Source organism: Borrelia tillae (assembly GCF_055693965.1).
In genome coordinates, this window is sequence record NZ_CM146346.1 from 250,776 (window position 1) to 268,131 (window position 17,356).

Genomic DNA, 17,356 nt, shown 5'->3' on the forward strand with positions numbered 1-17,356 from the left:
CCAGCAACCTGTGTGAAGCCTGGATTGTCAAAATCAACATAAATCAAGTTTTCGATTTAATAATTTAATTGTAAAATTGCACGTAAAGATTTAAAATAATAAAGATTTAAAATAATAATTATTCAGTATTAGATTAGTATTAATAATGATTAGGGAGATAAACTTAGTGCTAGAAAGAAATCAAATAAATGAAGATGACAAGTGGGACTTATCTTCTCTATTTAAAAACGATGAAGAATATAAGGCAACGGTTAAAAAAATAAAATTGCAACTACAAGATTTCAAGAAATATGAAAAACTAGAGCTTGACCTAAAACTATTCAAGCAGGCATTAAATGCCTATTACGAAATTGGAGAAGAACTTGAGAGAACAGTATACTACACGTACATTCAATTAGAAACAGATGTAAGTAATCAAGTTGCAAATGAACTTCGTACGCTTAACATTAACTTAGAAACAGAGGCATCAAATGCTACTTCATTTTTTATTCCAAAAATATTAAAGCTAAATGCCGAACAAGTAAAAGAATGGCTTAAGGATGCAGAATTACAAGATAAAAAAATAGCAATTGAAAAAATATTAAGAGAAAAAGAGCATATCTTAAGCGAAGATGAAGAAAAAATACTAGCAAATTATACATCTCTTTATTCATCCTATAATGACATATTTTCTGCATTAACAAATGCCGATATAGAATTTGGAGAAGTTGATGGAAAACCTCTCAGTAACGCTACGTACAATCTATTCCTTCAAAATGAAAATCAAGAAGTAAGACGAAAAGCATTCTTAACATTTTACAAAGAATATAAAAAACATGAAAATACGTTAGCTAATATCTTAATCTCAGATATTAACAAAAATAAATTTTTGGCAAAAACAAGAAAATTTGAAGATACTATTTCAATGAAGCTCTTTCAAAACAATATTGATAAAAAAGTTTATACAAACTTAATTGAAACAGTTAACGAAAATTTATCTGTACTGCATGAATATTACGAATTTAGAAAAAATATACTTAACCAAGAATATCTTAATCATTATGATGTTTACGTTCCTCTCACAAAACACATTAGATTCAAGAATTCCTTTCAAGAAGCCTGTGATAAAATTTTACAATCACTAGAAATATTGGGAAATGAATATACTGAAGTGCTAAAGAGAGGACTCTTGGAAGAACGTTGGGTAGATAAATATGAAAACAAGGGAAAAAGAGCGGGTGCCTTTAGTGCAGGATCATACAATGGAAAACCTTATATACTAATGAACTATAAAGATGAGTCAATAAGAGACATGTTCACTCTAGCGCATGAAGCAGGACATTCCATGCATTCCTACTTTAGTATCAAAAATAATCCATTTCCACAATATAAATATTCTATTTTCGAAGCAGAAGTAGCATCTACAGTGAATGAACAAATACTTGCAGATTACTTACTAAAAAATGAAACTGAAATCGAAAAAATAAAATACATTAAATTAAATCAAATTGACGATTTACTTGCAACATTTTTCAGACAAACAATGTTTGCTGAATTTGAATATGTCATACATGAAATGATAAATAAAGATGAGCCAGTAGTAAAAGAAACAATAAAGACAACCTATCTAAACTTGCTAAAAAAATATTTCGGCCCAAGTCTGAAATTTGATGAAAACAGTTCGCTAGAATGTCTCAGAGTTCCTCATTTCTACTCACCATTTTATGTATATCAATATGCAACAGGCATTACAGCTGCTCTTCTGATATATAAAAACATAAAAACGAACAAAGACAATACTGCTAATAATGCTACTAAAAATTACATAGAATTTTTAAAGACAGGTGGTTCAAAATACCCTTTAGATTCACTAAAAGTTACTGGTGTTGATTTAAGCCTAAAGTCAACAATACAAAATACAATTGATATATTCAAAAATCGTCTTGATGATGTAAAAAAACTATTTTAGTTTTAATTTTAATATAAGGAGTAAACTTTGAGGGTAAATCTTATTTTAGCTTGGGCAGTACATATTTTAACAGCCTGTGGATTAATAATTGGTCTTTACTCAATAATTTCCATAGTAAACACAGATTATAATCTCTTACTTAAATTTACAATTATTGGACTTTTAATTGATGGAATTGATGGCACACTGGCAAGAAAAATAAAAATAAAAGAAGTGATACCAACAATAAATGGAGAGCTTCTTGACAATATTGTAGACTATATAAACTATACATTTGTTCCCACATTATTTTTTTACTACGGGAGCTTCATAAGAGATGAATACAAGACAATAATTTGTATTGGTATTTTACTATCATCGGCATACCAATTCTCTAGATTAGATGCAAAAACTAGTGATGACTACTTTAGAGGCTTCCCATCTTTATGGAATTTCTTAATAATCTTTAATATAATATTTAAAATGAGCGAAAGCATGAATCTCAGCATAATAGCATTATGCATCACATTCAGCTTCATACCTATCAAATTCATCTACCCTTCAAAAACAAAAGAGCTTAGATATATAACACTCCCTTTAACAATACTAACTTCCCTATCAGTAATACTTATAACCTTCACAAAATTACCAAAAACTTATTTCGAGATGATCAAAACACTAATCATCTTGTACTGTCTATACCTAATTTTAATGAGCATATATTTAACTTACAAGACAGGTAAAAATTAACGTGAGGAATTATGCATAATATACTAGAATTTATAGATATCAATATAATTTATTCACCAATTGTATTTTTTGGATTGCTTATTTTAGCGGGCTTTAACATTCCAATTTCTGAAGATGCAATAGTGATAATGGGAGGCATACTCTCTAGTCGAAAAAATGAATACACAATCCTCATATTCTTAGGGATCTTCTGGGGAGCTTATATTGGAGATATAATTTCATTTTATATAGGCAAGTTCTTAGCTAACAAGTTGTTTAAACCAAAAGAACAAAAAACAAATAAATTAATCGATAAAATGAATTACTATTATGGACAATATGGAAGCTTAACTTTACTACTTGGAAGATTTATCCCGTTTGGGTTTAGAAATGCAATATTTATATCAGCGGGGATGGGCAATATGCGTACTCGTCATTTTCTCATAACTGATTTTATTGCGGCTCTAATATCAATTACAACTTACTTTACACTTAGCTTTAAAATAGGTGAATCATTTAAAATGATAGTTCCCAAAATAAGAATTATATTTTTAATAACATTAATTATACTCACTTTAGTGATTTTAATAAACTATACTATCAGAAAGAAAAAAAGCCAAAAAGTTGACAAACTTTTTGAATAGAAAATATAATATGTATGCGCTGTGGTGGTGGAAATGGTATACACGCTAGCTTGAGGGGCTAGTGGGCGTAAGCTCATGCTGGTTCAAATCCAGTCCACAGCATACCTTAGACAGAATTTAACGATATTAATTGTTAAATAATATAAAGATTAGATATTAATTTACTTTTTAACAAAGTAGCTATATAGGTATAATTACTGAGGAACAATGTCTGAATATAATTTCACAAAAATAGAAAAAAAATGGCAAAACTATTGGGATAAACACAAAACATATAAAGTTACAGAAGACCTAAATATTCCTAAGGAAAAAAGAATTTACATTCTTGATATGTTTCCTTACCCTTCAGCCAATGGACTCCATGTCGGGCATCCTGAAGGTTATACAGCAACTGACATATTAACAAGATACAAGATCCTAAATGGATTTAATGTACTGCATCCAATGGGGTTTGATAGTTTTGGATTACCTGCAGAAAATTATGCAATACAAACAGGGCAACACCCCTTGAAGATAACAGAAAAAAATATTGAAAGATTTAAAAAACAAATTAAATCATTAGGATTTGCCTATGACTGGGATAGAGAAATTAAAACTCACGATGAAAATTATTATAAATGGACACAATGGATCTTCCTTAAATTATATAAAAAAGGATTAGCTTACACAAAAGAAGTGCCCGTATGGTACTGTCCTGATCTGGGCACAGTACTTGCAAATGAAGAAATAATTCAAACACCAGATGGTCCCAGGTCTGAGAGAGGATTTCATAAAGTCGTAAGAAAACCTTTAAAACAATGGATGCTTAAAATCACAAAATATGCAGAAAGATTAATTAAAGACCTTCAAGATGTAGATTGGCCTGAATCTGTTAAAGAAATGCAAAAAAATTGGATTGGAAAATCAACGGGAGCTGAAATTGAATTTTCAGTAAAGGCAAGCAAAGAAAAAATAAAAGTATTTACAACAAGACCAGACACAATTTTCGGTGTAACATATTTAGTACTTGCCCCAGAACATCATATAATAGACAAAATAACAAAAGATGCATTTATGCCTATTGTCGCAGAGTATAAAGACAGAGAAATACTTAAAAGTGATCTGAAAGAACATCCCTTGAAAAAGCCAAAACGGGAATATTTACAGGAACTTATGCTATCAACCCAATAACTAATGAAGAAATCCCAATTTGGATAGGCAGTTATGTACTTGGAACTTACGGTACTGGGGCCATAATGGCTGTTCCAGCACACGACGAAAGGGATTTTGAATTTGCAAAGAAATATAATTTACCAATCAAACAAGTAGTGTCTAAAACAGGTCATAATGAAGAAGTACTCAAAAGCGCATTCATTGAGCATGGTATATCAACTAACACACCTGAAGAATTTAATAACCTCAAAACTAATGATGTCAAAATAAAAGTAATAGACTGGCTTACTACAAACAAGAAAGGTAAAAAAAAGATTAATTATAAACTTAGAGACTGGATTTTTTCACGACAAAGATACTGGGGCGAACCCATTCCCATTATTTTTGACGATAATTTAAATGAAATACCATTAGAAGAAGATGAATTGCCTTTAAAATTACCTGATATAGAGAATTATAAGCCATCAGGTACAGGTGAATCTCCCCTCTCTAGAATTAAAGACTGGGTCAATATTAAACATAATGGTAAAATATACAAAAGAGAAACAAACACAATGCCACAATGGGCAGGTTCCTGTTGGTATTATATACGCTACCTCGACCCAAATAACTTCACAGAATTTGCAAGTAAAGAAAAAATTAATTACTGGCTACCAGTGGATCTTTATATAGGGGGTGCTGAGCACTCAGTACTGCATTTACTATACGCAAGATTTTGGCACAAAGTTCTCTATGATCTAGGGTATGTTAATACAAAAGAACCCTTTCAAAAACTCGTTAACCAGGGAATGATAACATCATTTGCATATCAAGATGAAAATGGCATCTTAATTCCCAATGATGAGGTTGAAAAGAGAGACGATAAGTTTTTTTATAAAAAAGGTGATAAAGAAGTAAAACAAATAATTGCAAAAATGTCAAAATCACTTAAAAATATAATAAATCCAGATGATATTATAAAAGAATACGGCGCAGATTCAATGAGAATATACGAAATGTTCATGGGTCCTCTAACTGATTCAAAACCCTGGAATACACAAGGACTCATTGGAGTTTTTAGATTCTTAAATAAAATATGGACTATCAAGAATAAAGCATTAACAAAAGAACCCGCATCAAAAGAAATCATATCCAAACTTCATCAAACGATAAAAAAAGTAACAGATGACATAGAGAGTTTAAATTTTAATACCGCAATTTCATCATTAATGATCTTTACAAATGAACTTTTAAAATATGATAAGAATTATTTGGAAATATTTAGACCTTTAACTATTATTTTATCACCATTTGCACCTCACTTAGGAGAAGAATTATGGGAACATATGGGAGAAAAGTCTAGCATATTCAAAAATGCAACATGGCCAAAATATAATCCAAATCTAATTATTGACGACACAAGAGAAATTGTATTGCAAGTTGATGGTAAAATAAGAGACAAAATTACGTTAAATAAAGGCACAAATGAAGAGATTCTTAAAGAAATTGCTCTCAAAAACCATAAAATTATACAAAATATACAAAATAAACAGATAATAAAAATTATTACAGTGAAGGACAAACTTATAAATATAGTAACAAAACAATGAGGTAAAAATGGATTTGGAAGTCTTAAGCATTAAATACAAAGTCTTTATACTAACAATATTCACATTAATAACACTTATTCTAGGATTTTTTTTAAAAGATATAAAATTCGATTCTAATATTTCAAAACTCATACCAAAAAACGCAAACAATGAAACTACAATAGATATAGATAAAAGTAGTTCTCTATTATCAACTATAGTAATGTTTAAAGACAAAAAAAGCATTTTTAATAAAACAATCTTTGAAAAAATTAATAAAGTAGCAGATGATATGGTCAATATATTAAAAGTAAAACCCAGCTCTGTTACAAGTATATTTACTTATTTCCCTCAATTCAAAAAAGACGTATACACAGATGAAGACATGGTTGAAATAAGAAATAAAATCATTTCAACACCATTTGTAAAAGATATATTTCTAAACGATGATGAAACTTTAATATATTTTATAATCATATCAACAACTGCAGATGATAATATGAGCTTTAGTCGCAGTTTAAAGAGTGAACTTGAGGCAATGGAAGCTACAATTAAAAAATATGAAACTGATGATCTTAAACTTTACTTAACAGGAGATCTTGTAATAAGGGAAAAAATACTTAACTACATGGGTGACGACTTTAAGCTGCTAGGTCCACTAGCCACTTTCGTAGTAATCGTATCACTCTATCTTATTGTGAAAAATATATTGGGGGCAATAATTCCTGTACTTATTGCAATATTTGCATTAGTCTGGACCTTTGGTATTAAAAGCATTGTCATGTCTCCTATTACTGTTCCAGAAACTACAATGATAGTTCTTCTTATTTCTATTGGATGTGCTAATGCTGTACATATCATTAATGGAATATTAAGACGGATAAAGAATGAGCCCTTAAGCGAAAAAACAGTAATCAACACAATTAAAACTCTCAAAACACCAATAATTTTAACCTCTCTTACAACAGCTTTTGGATTTTTATCATTAACAAGCTCATCAATTCAAGCATATAAAACAATGGGGATTTTTATGGCAACAGGAGTCACTATTGCAATGATTATGTCCCTATTAATACTACCTGGAATATTAGTTCAAATACCATTTAAATATATAAACAAAGATAATAAAAAAAATAACAAAAAAGGAAATAAAAAATCTAGAAATACTTTCCTGGAACAACTCTCACTAATAAATCAAGCACTAACACAATGGATATTAAATAACAAATATCTATCATCTATCATAGTCATAATTATTTTATTAATATCCATTGTAGGTCTCTTTAAAATAGAAATTAACTTTGATGAGAAAGACTATTTTAAAGAAAATACAAGTGTCAAACAAACACTCCGATTAATGCAAAAAGAAATAGGGGGTACGTCCATTATCAAAGTCGAAATTAACGGTACTCCTGGTGAATTCAAGAATGAAAAAAATATGAAAAATTTGGATTTACTTACAGATAAAATTGATAAATTTACTGAAAAAACACAATCTAATGCAATAAACGGAATCATAAGGCTCATGAACTTTAAATTCAAAAAAGAAAATCCAAAAGAATATAAACTTCCTGAAAGTCAAGCTGTCTTAAATAAGTTAATACTGCTAATCAGTAGAAGCAACTCTGTTAAAGAAATGACTAAAATGTACATTAATGATGATTGGTCTCAGATATCAATAATTATACGAACTGATCAAAACTCAACTGAAGGAATTCAAAATCTAGCTAACTATACAAGCAATGCAATTGAAGAACATATGCCAGGGCATAAATATCAATTTTCAGGGGCGTATGACAAAATAATAATATCTAAAACCATGGTAAAAGAACAAGTTACAAATATTATAACAACACTTAGTGCAATAACAATACTATTAATGTTATTCTTCAAATCTCTAAAAACAGGAATAATCATTGCAATTCCAGTAGCATGGTCAGTTTTTTTAAATTTTGCTGTAATGAAACTTTTTGGAGTAACACTCAATCCTGCAACAGCAACAATTGCATCAGTTAGCATGGGTATAGGGGTAGATTATTCTATTCATTTCTTTAATGCATTTAGATTAAATTACAGAATAACTAATGATTACAAACAAGCTTTAATTGAAGCAATTCCTAATGTATTTAACGGTATATTTGCAAATTCAATATCAGTAGCAATAGGATTCTTAACATTAATATTTTCCACTTATAAAATAATAGCAACATTGGGCGCTATCATAGCATTTACAATGTTAACAACCTCTTTTGCATCATTAACACTACTTCCATTACTAATCTATATATTTAAACCCACAATTAAAACACCAAAGATATCAAGTATTACAATAGAATAAAATATTTGACATAGGTGCTGAAATGAATCAAAAACTTAAACTTCAAAACCTAAACTTCATTTAAAATAATAATTTAATAACTTCTTTCATGTTATCTACAAGGTGATAATTTATGCCGTTTCTGATGTTAATAGGAATTTCATCAAGATCTACTTTATTTGACTTAGGAATAATAATATGTTCAACTCCACTTCGTTTAGCGGCAATTATTTTTGCTCTCAATCCTCCAATAGCCATTACATTACCTGTTAATGATAACTCTCCAGTCATAGCCAAGTGAGGTCTAACTGCTTTATTAAGAGCCAAAGATATAAACGCACTAGCAATAGTAATCCCTGCTGAAGGACCATCTTTGGGGATAGCACCTTCTGGAATATGTAAATGAATCATATATTTTTCAAAAAAAGAACTATCTAAGTTAAGATCATGACTAATACTGTTTACATAAGTAAACGCGATATTTGCAGATTCCTTCATCACTTCTCCAAGTCTACCTGTCAGCTTAATGCCGGGTGATTTAGATTCAGTTTTTACAGTTTCAATTATCAAAGTTGACCCGCCATAATTAGTCCATGCAAGACCCATGACCATACCTGGAGACATAACCTTATGAAGAAATTCTTCCTTTCTAAATACAGGAATACCAATATACTCTTCCAAATTTTCTTTAGAAATTTGATATGCCCTAACAGACTTATCTTCAATGAGTTTTCTTGCAACTTTGCGAACAATCTTTTTCAAATACTTTTCAAAATTCCTCAGTCCATTATCTCTGGCATACTCCCTAGCAATCTGTACAAGAGCTGAACTTTGAAATTTTAAAGAATCTTTATCAACACCATTATCCTTTAAAACTTTCGGTATTAAATACTTTCTTGCTATTTCTATTTTTTCATCATCAACATATCCTGAAAGCTGAATTACTTCCATTCTATTTAGTAAAGGCGTAGGTATTGTTTCAAGAGAATTAGCCGTTAAAATAAAAAATACATTAGAAATATCAAAAGGCAGATCAAGATAATGATCTCTAAAATTAATATTCTGTTCAGGATCTAAAACCTCAAGGAGAGCTGAAAATGGATCCCCATAATGAGACGATGAGATCTTATCAATTTCATCTATCACAAAGACAGGAGAGTTTGTCTTCGTAATCCTAAGCCCCTGAATAATTTTCCCAGGTAATGCTCCAACATAAGTTCTTCTATGTCCCTTAATCTCAGACTCATCTCTTATACCACCCACGGAAAATCGAAAAAATTTTGTTTTAAGAGCTTCAGCAATAGCTGCTCCTATAGAAGTTTTACCAACTCCAGGAGGCCCCACTAAAAGCATAATAGCTCCTTTTTGAGATTTTCTTAATTTAAGAACAGAAATATATTCAATAATCCTATCCTTAACTTCTTTCATGCCATAATGAGTTTTATCTAATATCTTTTCTGACTTTTGTAAACTAAATTTATCAAAATTAACTTTAGATTCTCCCCAAGGAAGATTAGTAATAAGCTCAAGATAATTTCTAATAACAATATATTCAGATGAATGTTTCTCAAGAAATGAGAATTTTTCAAGTTCCCTTTCAACTGTTTCTAAAGCCTCTCCTTTTAAGGCTAAAGAATCAATCTTAGATTTCAGTTTTACAAACTCACTACTCTTTTCATCTCCTACACCAAGTTCAGCCTTAATAGCTTTAAGTTGTTCCTTTAAAAAAAATTCTTTTTGTTGTTTTTCTAACTTCTCCTGAATACCCTTAGCAATTTTATTTTGAATCTCAATTAAATTTAATTCCTCATAAATTAATTCCAAGACCTTTTTAAGTCTATCTTTAACACTTAAAATTTCAAGAATTTTTTGATGAGAATCCTTTGAAGATGAAATCATTCCTGCAACAACATCACACAATCTACCTTTATCTTCAATATTGACCATATTTAATTGAAACTCAGGCATCTTCCTATGGGAAAATATTTCTTTAATTCTAAGTAAAATACTGCTATAAATTGCTTTTGACTGAACATCATCCTTCTTAAGTGGAATCTGCTTTAAATAATCAACTTCAATAATAGGAAAGTCATCATTAAGAACAACTTTAACAAACTTAATTCTATCAATGGTGGATACAAAAATATTATATCCACCATCAGGAAGATTAATCTTTTTAACTATTTTAGCAGTAACACCAACAAAATAAACATCTTTTGTATAGTTAATAATCACTGCATCTTTTTTATTTTGTGCTTTTTCTAAAAATTTATCACGCAATACAAATAAGGAAATAATACCATTACCTTTCATCACATAATCAACGGCCTTCATATCAGAATCAGAGATTATGACAATCGGAATAAACATGCCTGGGAACACCGGATGTGATGGCACTGCAATTAAAGGTACTCTTACAGGTTTATCAAAATGCGGCAAAATACCGCCGCCTCCAGAACTTTTCGAACGCTTTTTCCCCTTAGACACAGTATCTTTTATTTCCTCCATAAAATATTTGATCTCCTCAAGGTTAATTATAACAAAAGAAAATTTTTATGAAAATTCATTCAATAATAAATTCTTTTATTATACAATAATGTATAATGCAGTTTAATAAAGTCAACGCTATAATAACAAGTCTATATCATAAAAAAGATTATTCCTTATTAAACCTCTTTCACTCAAAAGGAATTATTAATACAATAATTTATGATTCTACTATAAAAAAATTTAAATCAAACATCAACAATTTAGTAAAAGCCAATTTTGAAATAGTAAAGGGAAAAAGTTTATGTAAAATAATAGAAATCAATAATGAAGAATTTATTATTAAGGACTTAAGCTACGCAAAGCTAACAATCATTAATCTTTGGATCAAGCTCATTAATTTAAGCTTTGATAATGGGGAATGTTTTACATTATTTACTGAAGCCATAGAAAGCCTAAACACCTCAAGCTTACAAAAAGCACAATTAATTGATTTACAATATAAAATAAGGTTTCTCATAATAAAGGGATTCTTATACCTGTCAAAAATATGTTCTCAATGTAATCAACCAATAAATGAGTATTATTACTATGATGCCCATAGCATCGGTTTTAATTGTCTAATCTGCACTAACAATAAAAATAATTATATTGATACAGAAAGTTTTAAATATTTAGAATGTACAACTAAAAGGAGCATCAATGCGACTTTAAATATCAATTTAATTGATAAGTCAAAAGAACTTATCAAAGTTATGCTCAAACATAAATCAATACAGAATTTGAACAAATGCTAATTTAATTAAAGCAAACTGGAATAAAATATGAAAACTTGGAAGAAAAAAGAACTTGAGATAAAAAAAGAAGATATAATCAATATCTCAAAAAAATATAATATTAACATTCTTGAAACGACATTACTACTTAAAAGAGAAGTTAAGGAAGAAGATTTTTTATTTTTTATTGAAAGTAGTGTAAACTTAATGCACAATCCATTCTTACTCAAAAACATAGATAAGTTCATTTATAGAATGCAAGAAGCCATTGCAGAAAAGGAAAATGTCTTAATCTTTGGGGATAAGGATGCAGACGGAATCACAGCTACAATCATCATGTATGAAAGCCTTAAAGAACTTGGAATCAATGCAACATACAAGATACCTTCTAATGGAGAATTTTATGGTCTTACGAAAGAGGTCATTGATAAAGCATTTGAAGATAAAATATCAATAATAATTACTGTTGATTGTGGAATATCTAATATAGAAGAAGCAAATTATGCAAGGTCAAAAAATATAGAAGTCATAATCACAGATCATCATCTCCCAAACAAAGAAATTGACATAGAAAATATCATTATTGATCCCCATTTAAAAGGAGACCTTTATCCATTTAAAGAAATAGCTGGATGTTATGTCAGTTTTAAGGCATGTCTTGCGCTATATCTCTCTACTACTAGTCTTTATAATAAAAATATAATATTTCTATTCCTAGAAAAATTAAATGACAAAATTACACTCCATGCAATAGAAATTAATAATTATATTTTAAAAAAATATATAATTCTAGAAAGCAACAATGATATGCAAATCAATACCAATAAACTAGCAGAATTTGCAAAAGGTAAATACATAGTTGTTTTTAATAAAAATGAACAAACTCAACTTATAAATGAATTTTTTAACCAACAAATCGATATTGAAACAATCGATATCAATGAAGATTTTATAAAAAAATATCCTAAATTTGCAAAAAAAACATTAAAAGAACTTATGCAAATCACCAAATATTTTAAATATAAAGAAGTCAATATTCAAGAAAAACTATATTATATATTTTATAACATAATATTTGAAATAAATAAAAACTTACTTCAAAATTGTCTTAAGAGACTTAAATTTGTAGCAATAGGAACCATAGCTGATAATATGCCAATTATCAATGAAAATCGAATAGCTGTCAAAGAAGGCCTTAAAGAAATAGCACTAAGAGAAAACATGTCAATCAACTATCTTTTAAAAGAAGTCAATATACTAACAAAACCCATCATTACTGCAACAGATATTGCATTTAAAATTGCTCCTATATTAAACTCAACAGGAAGACTTGAAAAAGCAGATATCACAATCCAATTTTTATTAACCGAAGATACTAATAAAATAGAAAGTAGATTCAAAGAAATTAAAAACATAAATACTTTAAGAAAACACAAGGAAGATATATCCTGGAACACACATAATGAAAATACTATCTTCAAAAACGATAAATTCATAGTATGTTATGATAAGCATACTCCAAAAGGCATCAGCTCTAGAATGGCAACAAGATTATCAGCTTATTATCAAAAAGTTGCCGTTTTCTTAACAAAGCAAGGAAATATCATCAAAGGCTCCATAAGATCAAACAATAAAATCAATTCAAAAGAATTAATTTCAATGATACCAAGTCATTTACTAATAAATTGTGGGGGGCACAAAGCTGCTGCTGGATTTACACTTTATGAAGACCTATTAAACGAATTTATAAAAGAACTTGAAGATGCCCTTGATAAGATAGAGTACAAAAAACTATGTGAAGATTCAATACTAATTGATGCAACTATACCTAAAGATTTCAATAAAAGAGAACTTTTAAAAATCATAGATTTATTTGAACCTTATGGACACGAATTTAGAGAATTTATTCTAATGATGAAAGATGCATATGTCCATGATCTTCGAACAATAGATAAAAATGGAAATTCAAAACATATAAGCATGAAAATCAAACACAATCAAGATTATTATAAAGCTATCTACTTTAATGGTACTCAAACTATTCAAGAACTTGGCATCAAAGATGGCCAAACAATAGACATAATATTTACAATTGGTGAAGACCTCTATATCCAAAACGATAAAATTTTAAAAATTATTGATATCAAAAAGAAAACAAACAGAGAATAAACCAGTGATTAAAATTAAAGCTTTTTTATTTATCTTACTAATAGGGTTAATTAATAATATAAATGCAGTAAGCAATGATATAATCAGAATTTACTATAAAGAAAAAGCTTTCCAAGGAGAAAATATCTATCTTGCAAGCAATAAAAACTTCAAAAAATTATCTCTCCTCAGTACAAATCAAAAATCTATTTTACATGCGTCTCCTTTTAAATTCAACGTGGGAAACAGAGAATATTATATAGCCATAATAGGCATCACCCCAATGATAAAAGAAGGAAAAAGAAAGATTAAAGTAGAATTTGAAAATAAAAAATATATACTAAAGGAAGTAGAAATAAAAAAATTTAAATTTAAAAAAACAACAGTTAAGCTTAACAAAAATAAGTCTAAACTCATTCAAAGCCAAAAACTACCTAAAGTAAAAAAACAAGCTCTTGCATTATGGAATATAATTGGCAACATAGAAGACACAACAATCTACCACTATGATACTTTGTCTCACCCAATCAAAGATCAATATCAAATAAGCAGTCCTTATGGGGATTAAAGAATTTATATGCAAGACACTAAAAAAATATCAAGCCATACAATGCATAATGGCAAAGATTATGCTCCATTTAAAAGAGAAAAAACACCAATATTTGCAGCTGGCAGAGGAAAAGTAGCATTTGCCAGAAATAGAGAGATTACTGGTAAAACCGTCATCATTCAACATTTACCAGGGGTATTTACCATTTATCTACATCTTTCCAAACTTGGAGTTAAAGAAAATAAAATAGTTAATACAGGTGAATATATTGGTCATGTTGGAAACACGGGAATTTCAACAGGACCTCATTTACATTTCGAGGTTAGGATCAATGGAGTTGCAGTAAATCCAGATTTTTTCTTAGCACAAATGCTTATTGACAAAAATCAAATAATCAATAACACTAAAAAGATAGAGTAAAAATAAGGAGGTGATTTTTTTGGTAACTGTCAATGTTGACAAAAATGAAGGTTTAGAAAAAGCACTAAAACGTTTTAAAAGGATGATTGAAAAAGAGGCAATAATTAGGGAATGGAAAAGAAGAGAATACTATGAAAAACCATCTACCATTCGCGTCAAGAAAGAAAAAGCATTCAAAAGAAAGCAGGCAAAAAAAGTAAGAAAATTAAAACAAAAAATTGGAAAATAATACAATAGGGGATATTCATATTGAATGTCCTTTTTAACTATTTATTTTTATTGCATCTAATGCTTAAATAAAAACATCTCGTGACTTTGAGCCATTTGCAGGGCCTATATATTCCATTTCTTCCATAAGCTCAATAATGCGTGCGGCCCTATTATATCCTATTTTTAATCGCCTTTGAAGATAAGATGCGGAAGCCTTTTTTGTAGAACGAACAATTTCAAGCGCTTCCTCAAACATGGGTTCGTCTGACGGAGTTAAAACCTCAATATCAGTTTTCACAGCACTATCAATAAATATCTCATCATCAATATAATTTGGAAAACCAAATTTTTTAACTTCTTCAACTAACCTGTAAACTTCCTTTTCATTTAAAAATCCACCTTGAATTCTTTGGGGAAAAGGTGTGGTAGGACCAACATAAAGCATATCACCTTTTCCTAAAAGCTTTTCAGCACCTGATGCTCCAAGAATTATTCTTGAATCCATAGAACTTGCAACCATAAAGGAAATCCTTGAAGGAAAATTAGCCTTTATTACTCCAGTAATAACATCAACAGATGGTCTTTGAGTAGCAAGAACTAAATGCATCCCAACGGCCCTAGCCATAGCCGCAAGTCTAGAAATTAAATTTTCTAAGTCTTTTCTGCAAGACAGAATCAAGTCCGCAAATTCATCAATAATGATTACCAAATAAGGTAATGGAACTTCATTTGAATTTTCTTCAAATATTTTTTTATTATAAGCATCAATATCTCTGACAAGATAATTATCAAGAAGAACATATCTCCTTTCCATCTCATCAAGACACCAACGCAAAGCTTCTAAAGCCCTACTTACATTAGTAATAACTGGAGTTAGTAAATGTGGAATATCATTAAAAAGCTTAAGTTCAACCATTTTAGGATCTATTAGCACAAGCTTAACATCATCTGGGGATTTTGAAAAAATAATTGAAGCAATGAGTGAATTTACGCAAACTGACTTCCCAGCACCAGTAGCACCTGCTATTAAAAGGTGGGGAGCAGTAACAAGATCAAAAACAACATTGCTTCCACTGATCTCTTTACCAAGCGCAAAAGGCACCTTAAAATCGCTTTTGAATTCTTTACTACTTATTATTTCTGATATTAAAATAAATTCTCGTCTTTTATTAGGAATTTCAATACCAACAGCTTCCTTACCAGGAATAGGTGCAATGATTCTAACTCGCACTGCTGCTAATCTTAAGGCAATATTATCAGATATAGAAGTTATTTTCGAAAGCTTAATACCTTTGTCCGGACGAACAGCATACATTGTAACTACAGGGCCTTTAATAACATCAATAAGCTTAGCATTAATATTAAACTCTTTAAAAGTCTCCTGCAAAATCATTGCTTGTTTCTGAATTTCTCTCTCATACTCAATATCCTCAATTTCGCTCTTGGGTTCTCTCTGATCAAAAACAGAAATATCCACTGAGTAAATATTACTGCTCTTATTTATTGATAAACCTTTATCATCAACCTTAGCAATATTATTTATTATTCCCTTATGTCTTATTTCACTAGCCTTAATCTTTCCTCCAGCCACTAATTTATTATCCTCAAACTCTATTAATACTTTATACTTACAATCGCTTTCAGTATTTAAATCACACTGGGATTCCTGTAAAGATTGCTCTTCTGATAATTTTTCATTTTGCGTATTTAATTCAGAAAAAATAGTTTTATCTAAATCAACATCTAAGCGTTTATTATTAGGCTTTCTTAAAAAAGTCTCAAATGACCATAAAGCTTGATACTCCTCATCATTAATAATGTTATCTTCTTGATTTAAAGTTTCACTTACATTAGGATGATCATCACAATCTTTATAAACCTTAATATCTTTTTTAATCTTTAAAGTACTTAAAAACGGCAAATAAGCAAATACACTTTCAAAAAAGATTTTTAATTTAAATGCTATAAAGTGAAAAGTACTTAAAATGAAACTAGCATCTTTAAAAAACACATAATTTAAGTAAATCCAAACAATAATTTCTAAAATTAAAATAAGACAAATAAAAAAATTACCAAGAATAATCCCAAAGTTAACTAAAAACCAATTAACAAAATTAGAACTTTCAAGATCAGAATTAATTCTTAACCAAAATGTCAAAGTAAAAAATAAAATAACCGTATAATTCCAATTAAATATAAATTTCTTACTAAACATGTTATTCCGATAAACGTACCAATTTACAAGTGGATAAAGTATCAGATAAAATGATAAAAATGAAAAAGTATTCATCAACATTTGACCTATAAGATTAAAAATGAAAAAAACATATATATCTCTTAACAAAGTGAATGCCACAAACAATGAAAATGATATAATGGCCAACATAAAAAAAAACAAAAACTGAAAATAATGATAAAAATTTTTCAT

General features: G+C 29.2%; 9 protein-coding genes, 1 tRNA gene and 2 pseudogenes. 10 read left to right on the top strand and 2 right to left on the bottom strand.

The features are described from left to right. The first annotated feature begins 166 nt into the window (after nucleotides 1–166). From pepF to ACWUD1_RS01265, 6 genes and pseudogenes are all read left to right on the top strand, one after another. Nucleotides 167–1,948 carry an oligoendopeptidase F gene (gene pepF / locus ACWUD1_RS01240; protein ID WP_472756736.1) on the top strand — a complete coding sequence of 594 codons (1,782 nt, stop codon included), beginning with the start codon at nucleotides 167–169 and terminating at the stop codon, nucleotides 1,946–1,948. Nucleotides 1,949–1,975: 27 nt separating this feature from the next. Next, on the top strand, nucleotides 1,976–2,677 hold the full coding sequence (pcsA, locus tag ACWUD1_RS01245; RefSeq protein WP_472756737.1) for a phosphatidylcholine synthase: 702 nt from the start codon (nucleotides 1,976–1,978) through the stop codon (nucleotides 2,675–2,677). An 11-nt stretch (nucleotides 2,678–2,688) separates the two neighbouring features. Further along, on the top strand, nucleotides 2,689–3,300 hold the full coding sequence (locus ACWUD1_RS01250) for a DedA family protein (RefSeq protein ID WP_472756738.1): 612 nt from the start codon (nucleotides 2,689–2,691) through the stop codon (nucleotides 3,298–3,300). 18 nt (nucleotides 3,301–3,318) lie between these two features. Further along, a tRNA-Leu gene (locus ACWUD1_RS01255) sits at nucleotides 3,319–3,402 on the top strand. Nucleotides 3,403–3,507: 105 nt separating this feature from the next. Beyond that, nucleotides 3,508–6,041, top strand: a pseudogene (leuS, locus tag ACWUD1_RS01260) (leucine--tRNA ligase). Nucleotides 6,042–6,048: 7 nt separating this feature from the next. After that, the gene (locus tag ACWUD1_RS01265) at nucleotides 6,049–8,358 is read left to right on the top strand and encodes an efflux RND transporter permease subunit (RefSeq protein WP_472756739.1); all 2,310 of its coding nucleotides are present in this window, start codon (nucleotides 6,049–6,051) and stop codon (nucleotides 8,356–8,358) included. Nucleotides 8,359–8,418: 60 nt separating this feature from the next. On the opposite strand, the gene lon is transcribed toward ACWUD1_RS01265, so the two are convergent. After that, a complete protein-coding gene (lon, locus tag ACWUD1_RS01270) occupies nucleotides 8,419–10,845 on the bottom strand; it encodes an endopeptidase La (RefSeq protein ID WP_472756740.1) in 2,427 nt (808 codons plus the stop codon). Between the two features lie 95 nt (nucleotides 10,846–10,940). Between lon and ACWUD1_RS01275 the strand changes: the two genes are divergently transcribed. The 4 genes and pseudogenes from ACWUD1_RS01275 to rpsU all read left to right on the top strand — a co-directional run bounded on the left by ACWUD1_RS01275 (nucleotide 10,941) and on the right by rpsU (nucleotide 14,947). Beyond that, a complete protein-coding gene (locus ACWUD1_RS01275; protein WP_472756741.1) occupies nucleotides 10,941–11,621 on the top strand; it encodes a hypothetical protein in 681 nt (226 codons plus the stop codon). Nucleotides 11,622–11,648: 27 nt separating this feature from the next. Next, a complete protein-coding gene (gene recJ / locus ACWUD1_RS01280; RefSeq protein ID WP_472756742.1) occupies nucleotides 11,649–13,769 on the top strand; it encodes a single-stranded-DNA-specific exonuclease RecJ in 2,121 nt (706 codons plus the stop codon). A gap of 4 nt (nucleotides 13,770–13,773) precedes the next feature. After that, nucleotides 13,774–14,718, top strand: a pseudogene (locus ACWUD1_RS01285) (M23 family metallopeptidase). Between the two features lie 19 nt (nucleotides 14,719–14,737). Then, nucleotides 14,738–14,947: a 30S ribosomal protein S21 gene (gene rpsU / locus ACWUD1_RS01290; RefSeq protein ID WP_012422030.1), complete on the top strand. Its 210-nt coding sequence runs from the start codon at nucleotides 14,738–14,740 to the stop codon at nucleotides 14,945–14,947. Nucleotides 14,948–15,010: 63 nt separating this feature from the next. On the opposite strand, the gene ACWUD1_RS01295 is transcribed toward rpsU, so the two are convergent. Further along, nucleotides 15,011–17,356, bottom strand: a complete 2,346-nt coding sequence (locus tag ACWUD1_RS01295; protein WP_472756743.1) for a DNA translocase FtsK — start codon at nucleotides 17,354–17,356, stop codon at nucleotides 15,011–15,013.

Bases quoted from the DNA above. Each gene is read 5' to 3' on its own strand.
- ACWUD1_RS01250 (WP_472756738.1), top strand. From the start codon at position 2,689: ATGCATAATATACTAGAATTTATAGATATCAATATAATTTATTCACCA.
- ACWUD1_RS01265 (WP_472756739.1), top strand. From the start codon at position 6,049: ATGGATTTGGAAGTCTTAAGCATTAAATACAAAGTCTTTATACTAACA.
- lon (WP_472756740.1), bottom strand. From the start codon at position 10,845: ATGGAGGAAATAAAAGATACTGTGTCTAAGGGGAAAAAGCGTTCGAAA.
- ACWUD1_RS01275 (WP_472756741.1), top strand. From the start codon at position 10,941: ATGCAGTTTAATAAAGTCAACGCTATAATAACAAGTCTATATCATAAA.
- recJ (WP_472756742.1), top strand. From the start codon at position 11,649: ATGAAAACTTGGAAGAAAAAAGAACTTGAGATAAAAAAAGAAGATATA.
- ACWUD1_RS01295 (WP_472756743.1), bottom strand. From the start codon at position 17,356: ATGAAAAATTTTTATCATTATTTTCAGTTTTTGTTTTTTTTTATGTTG.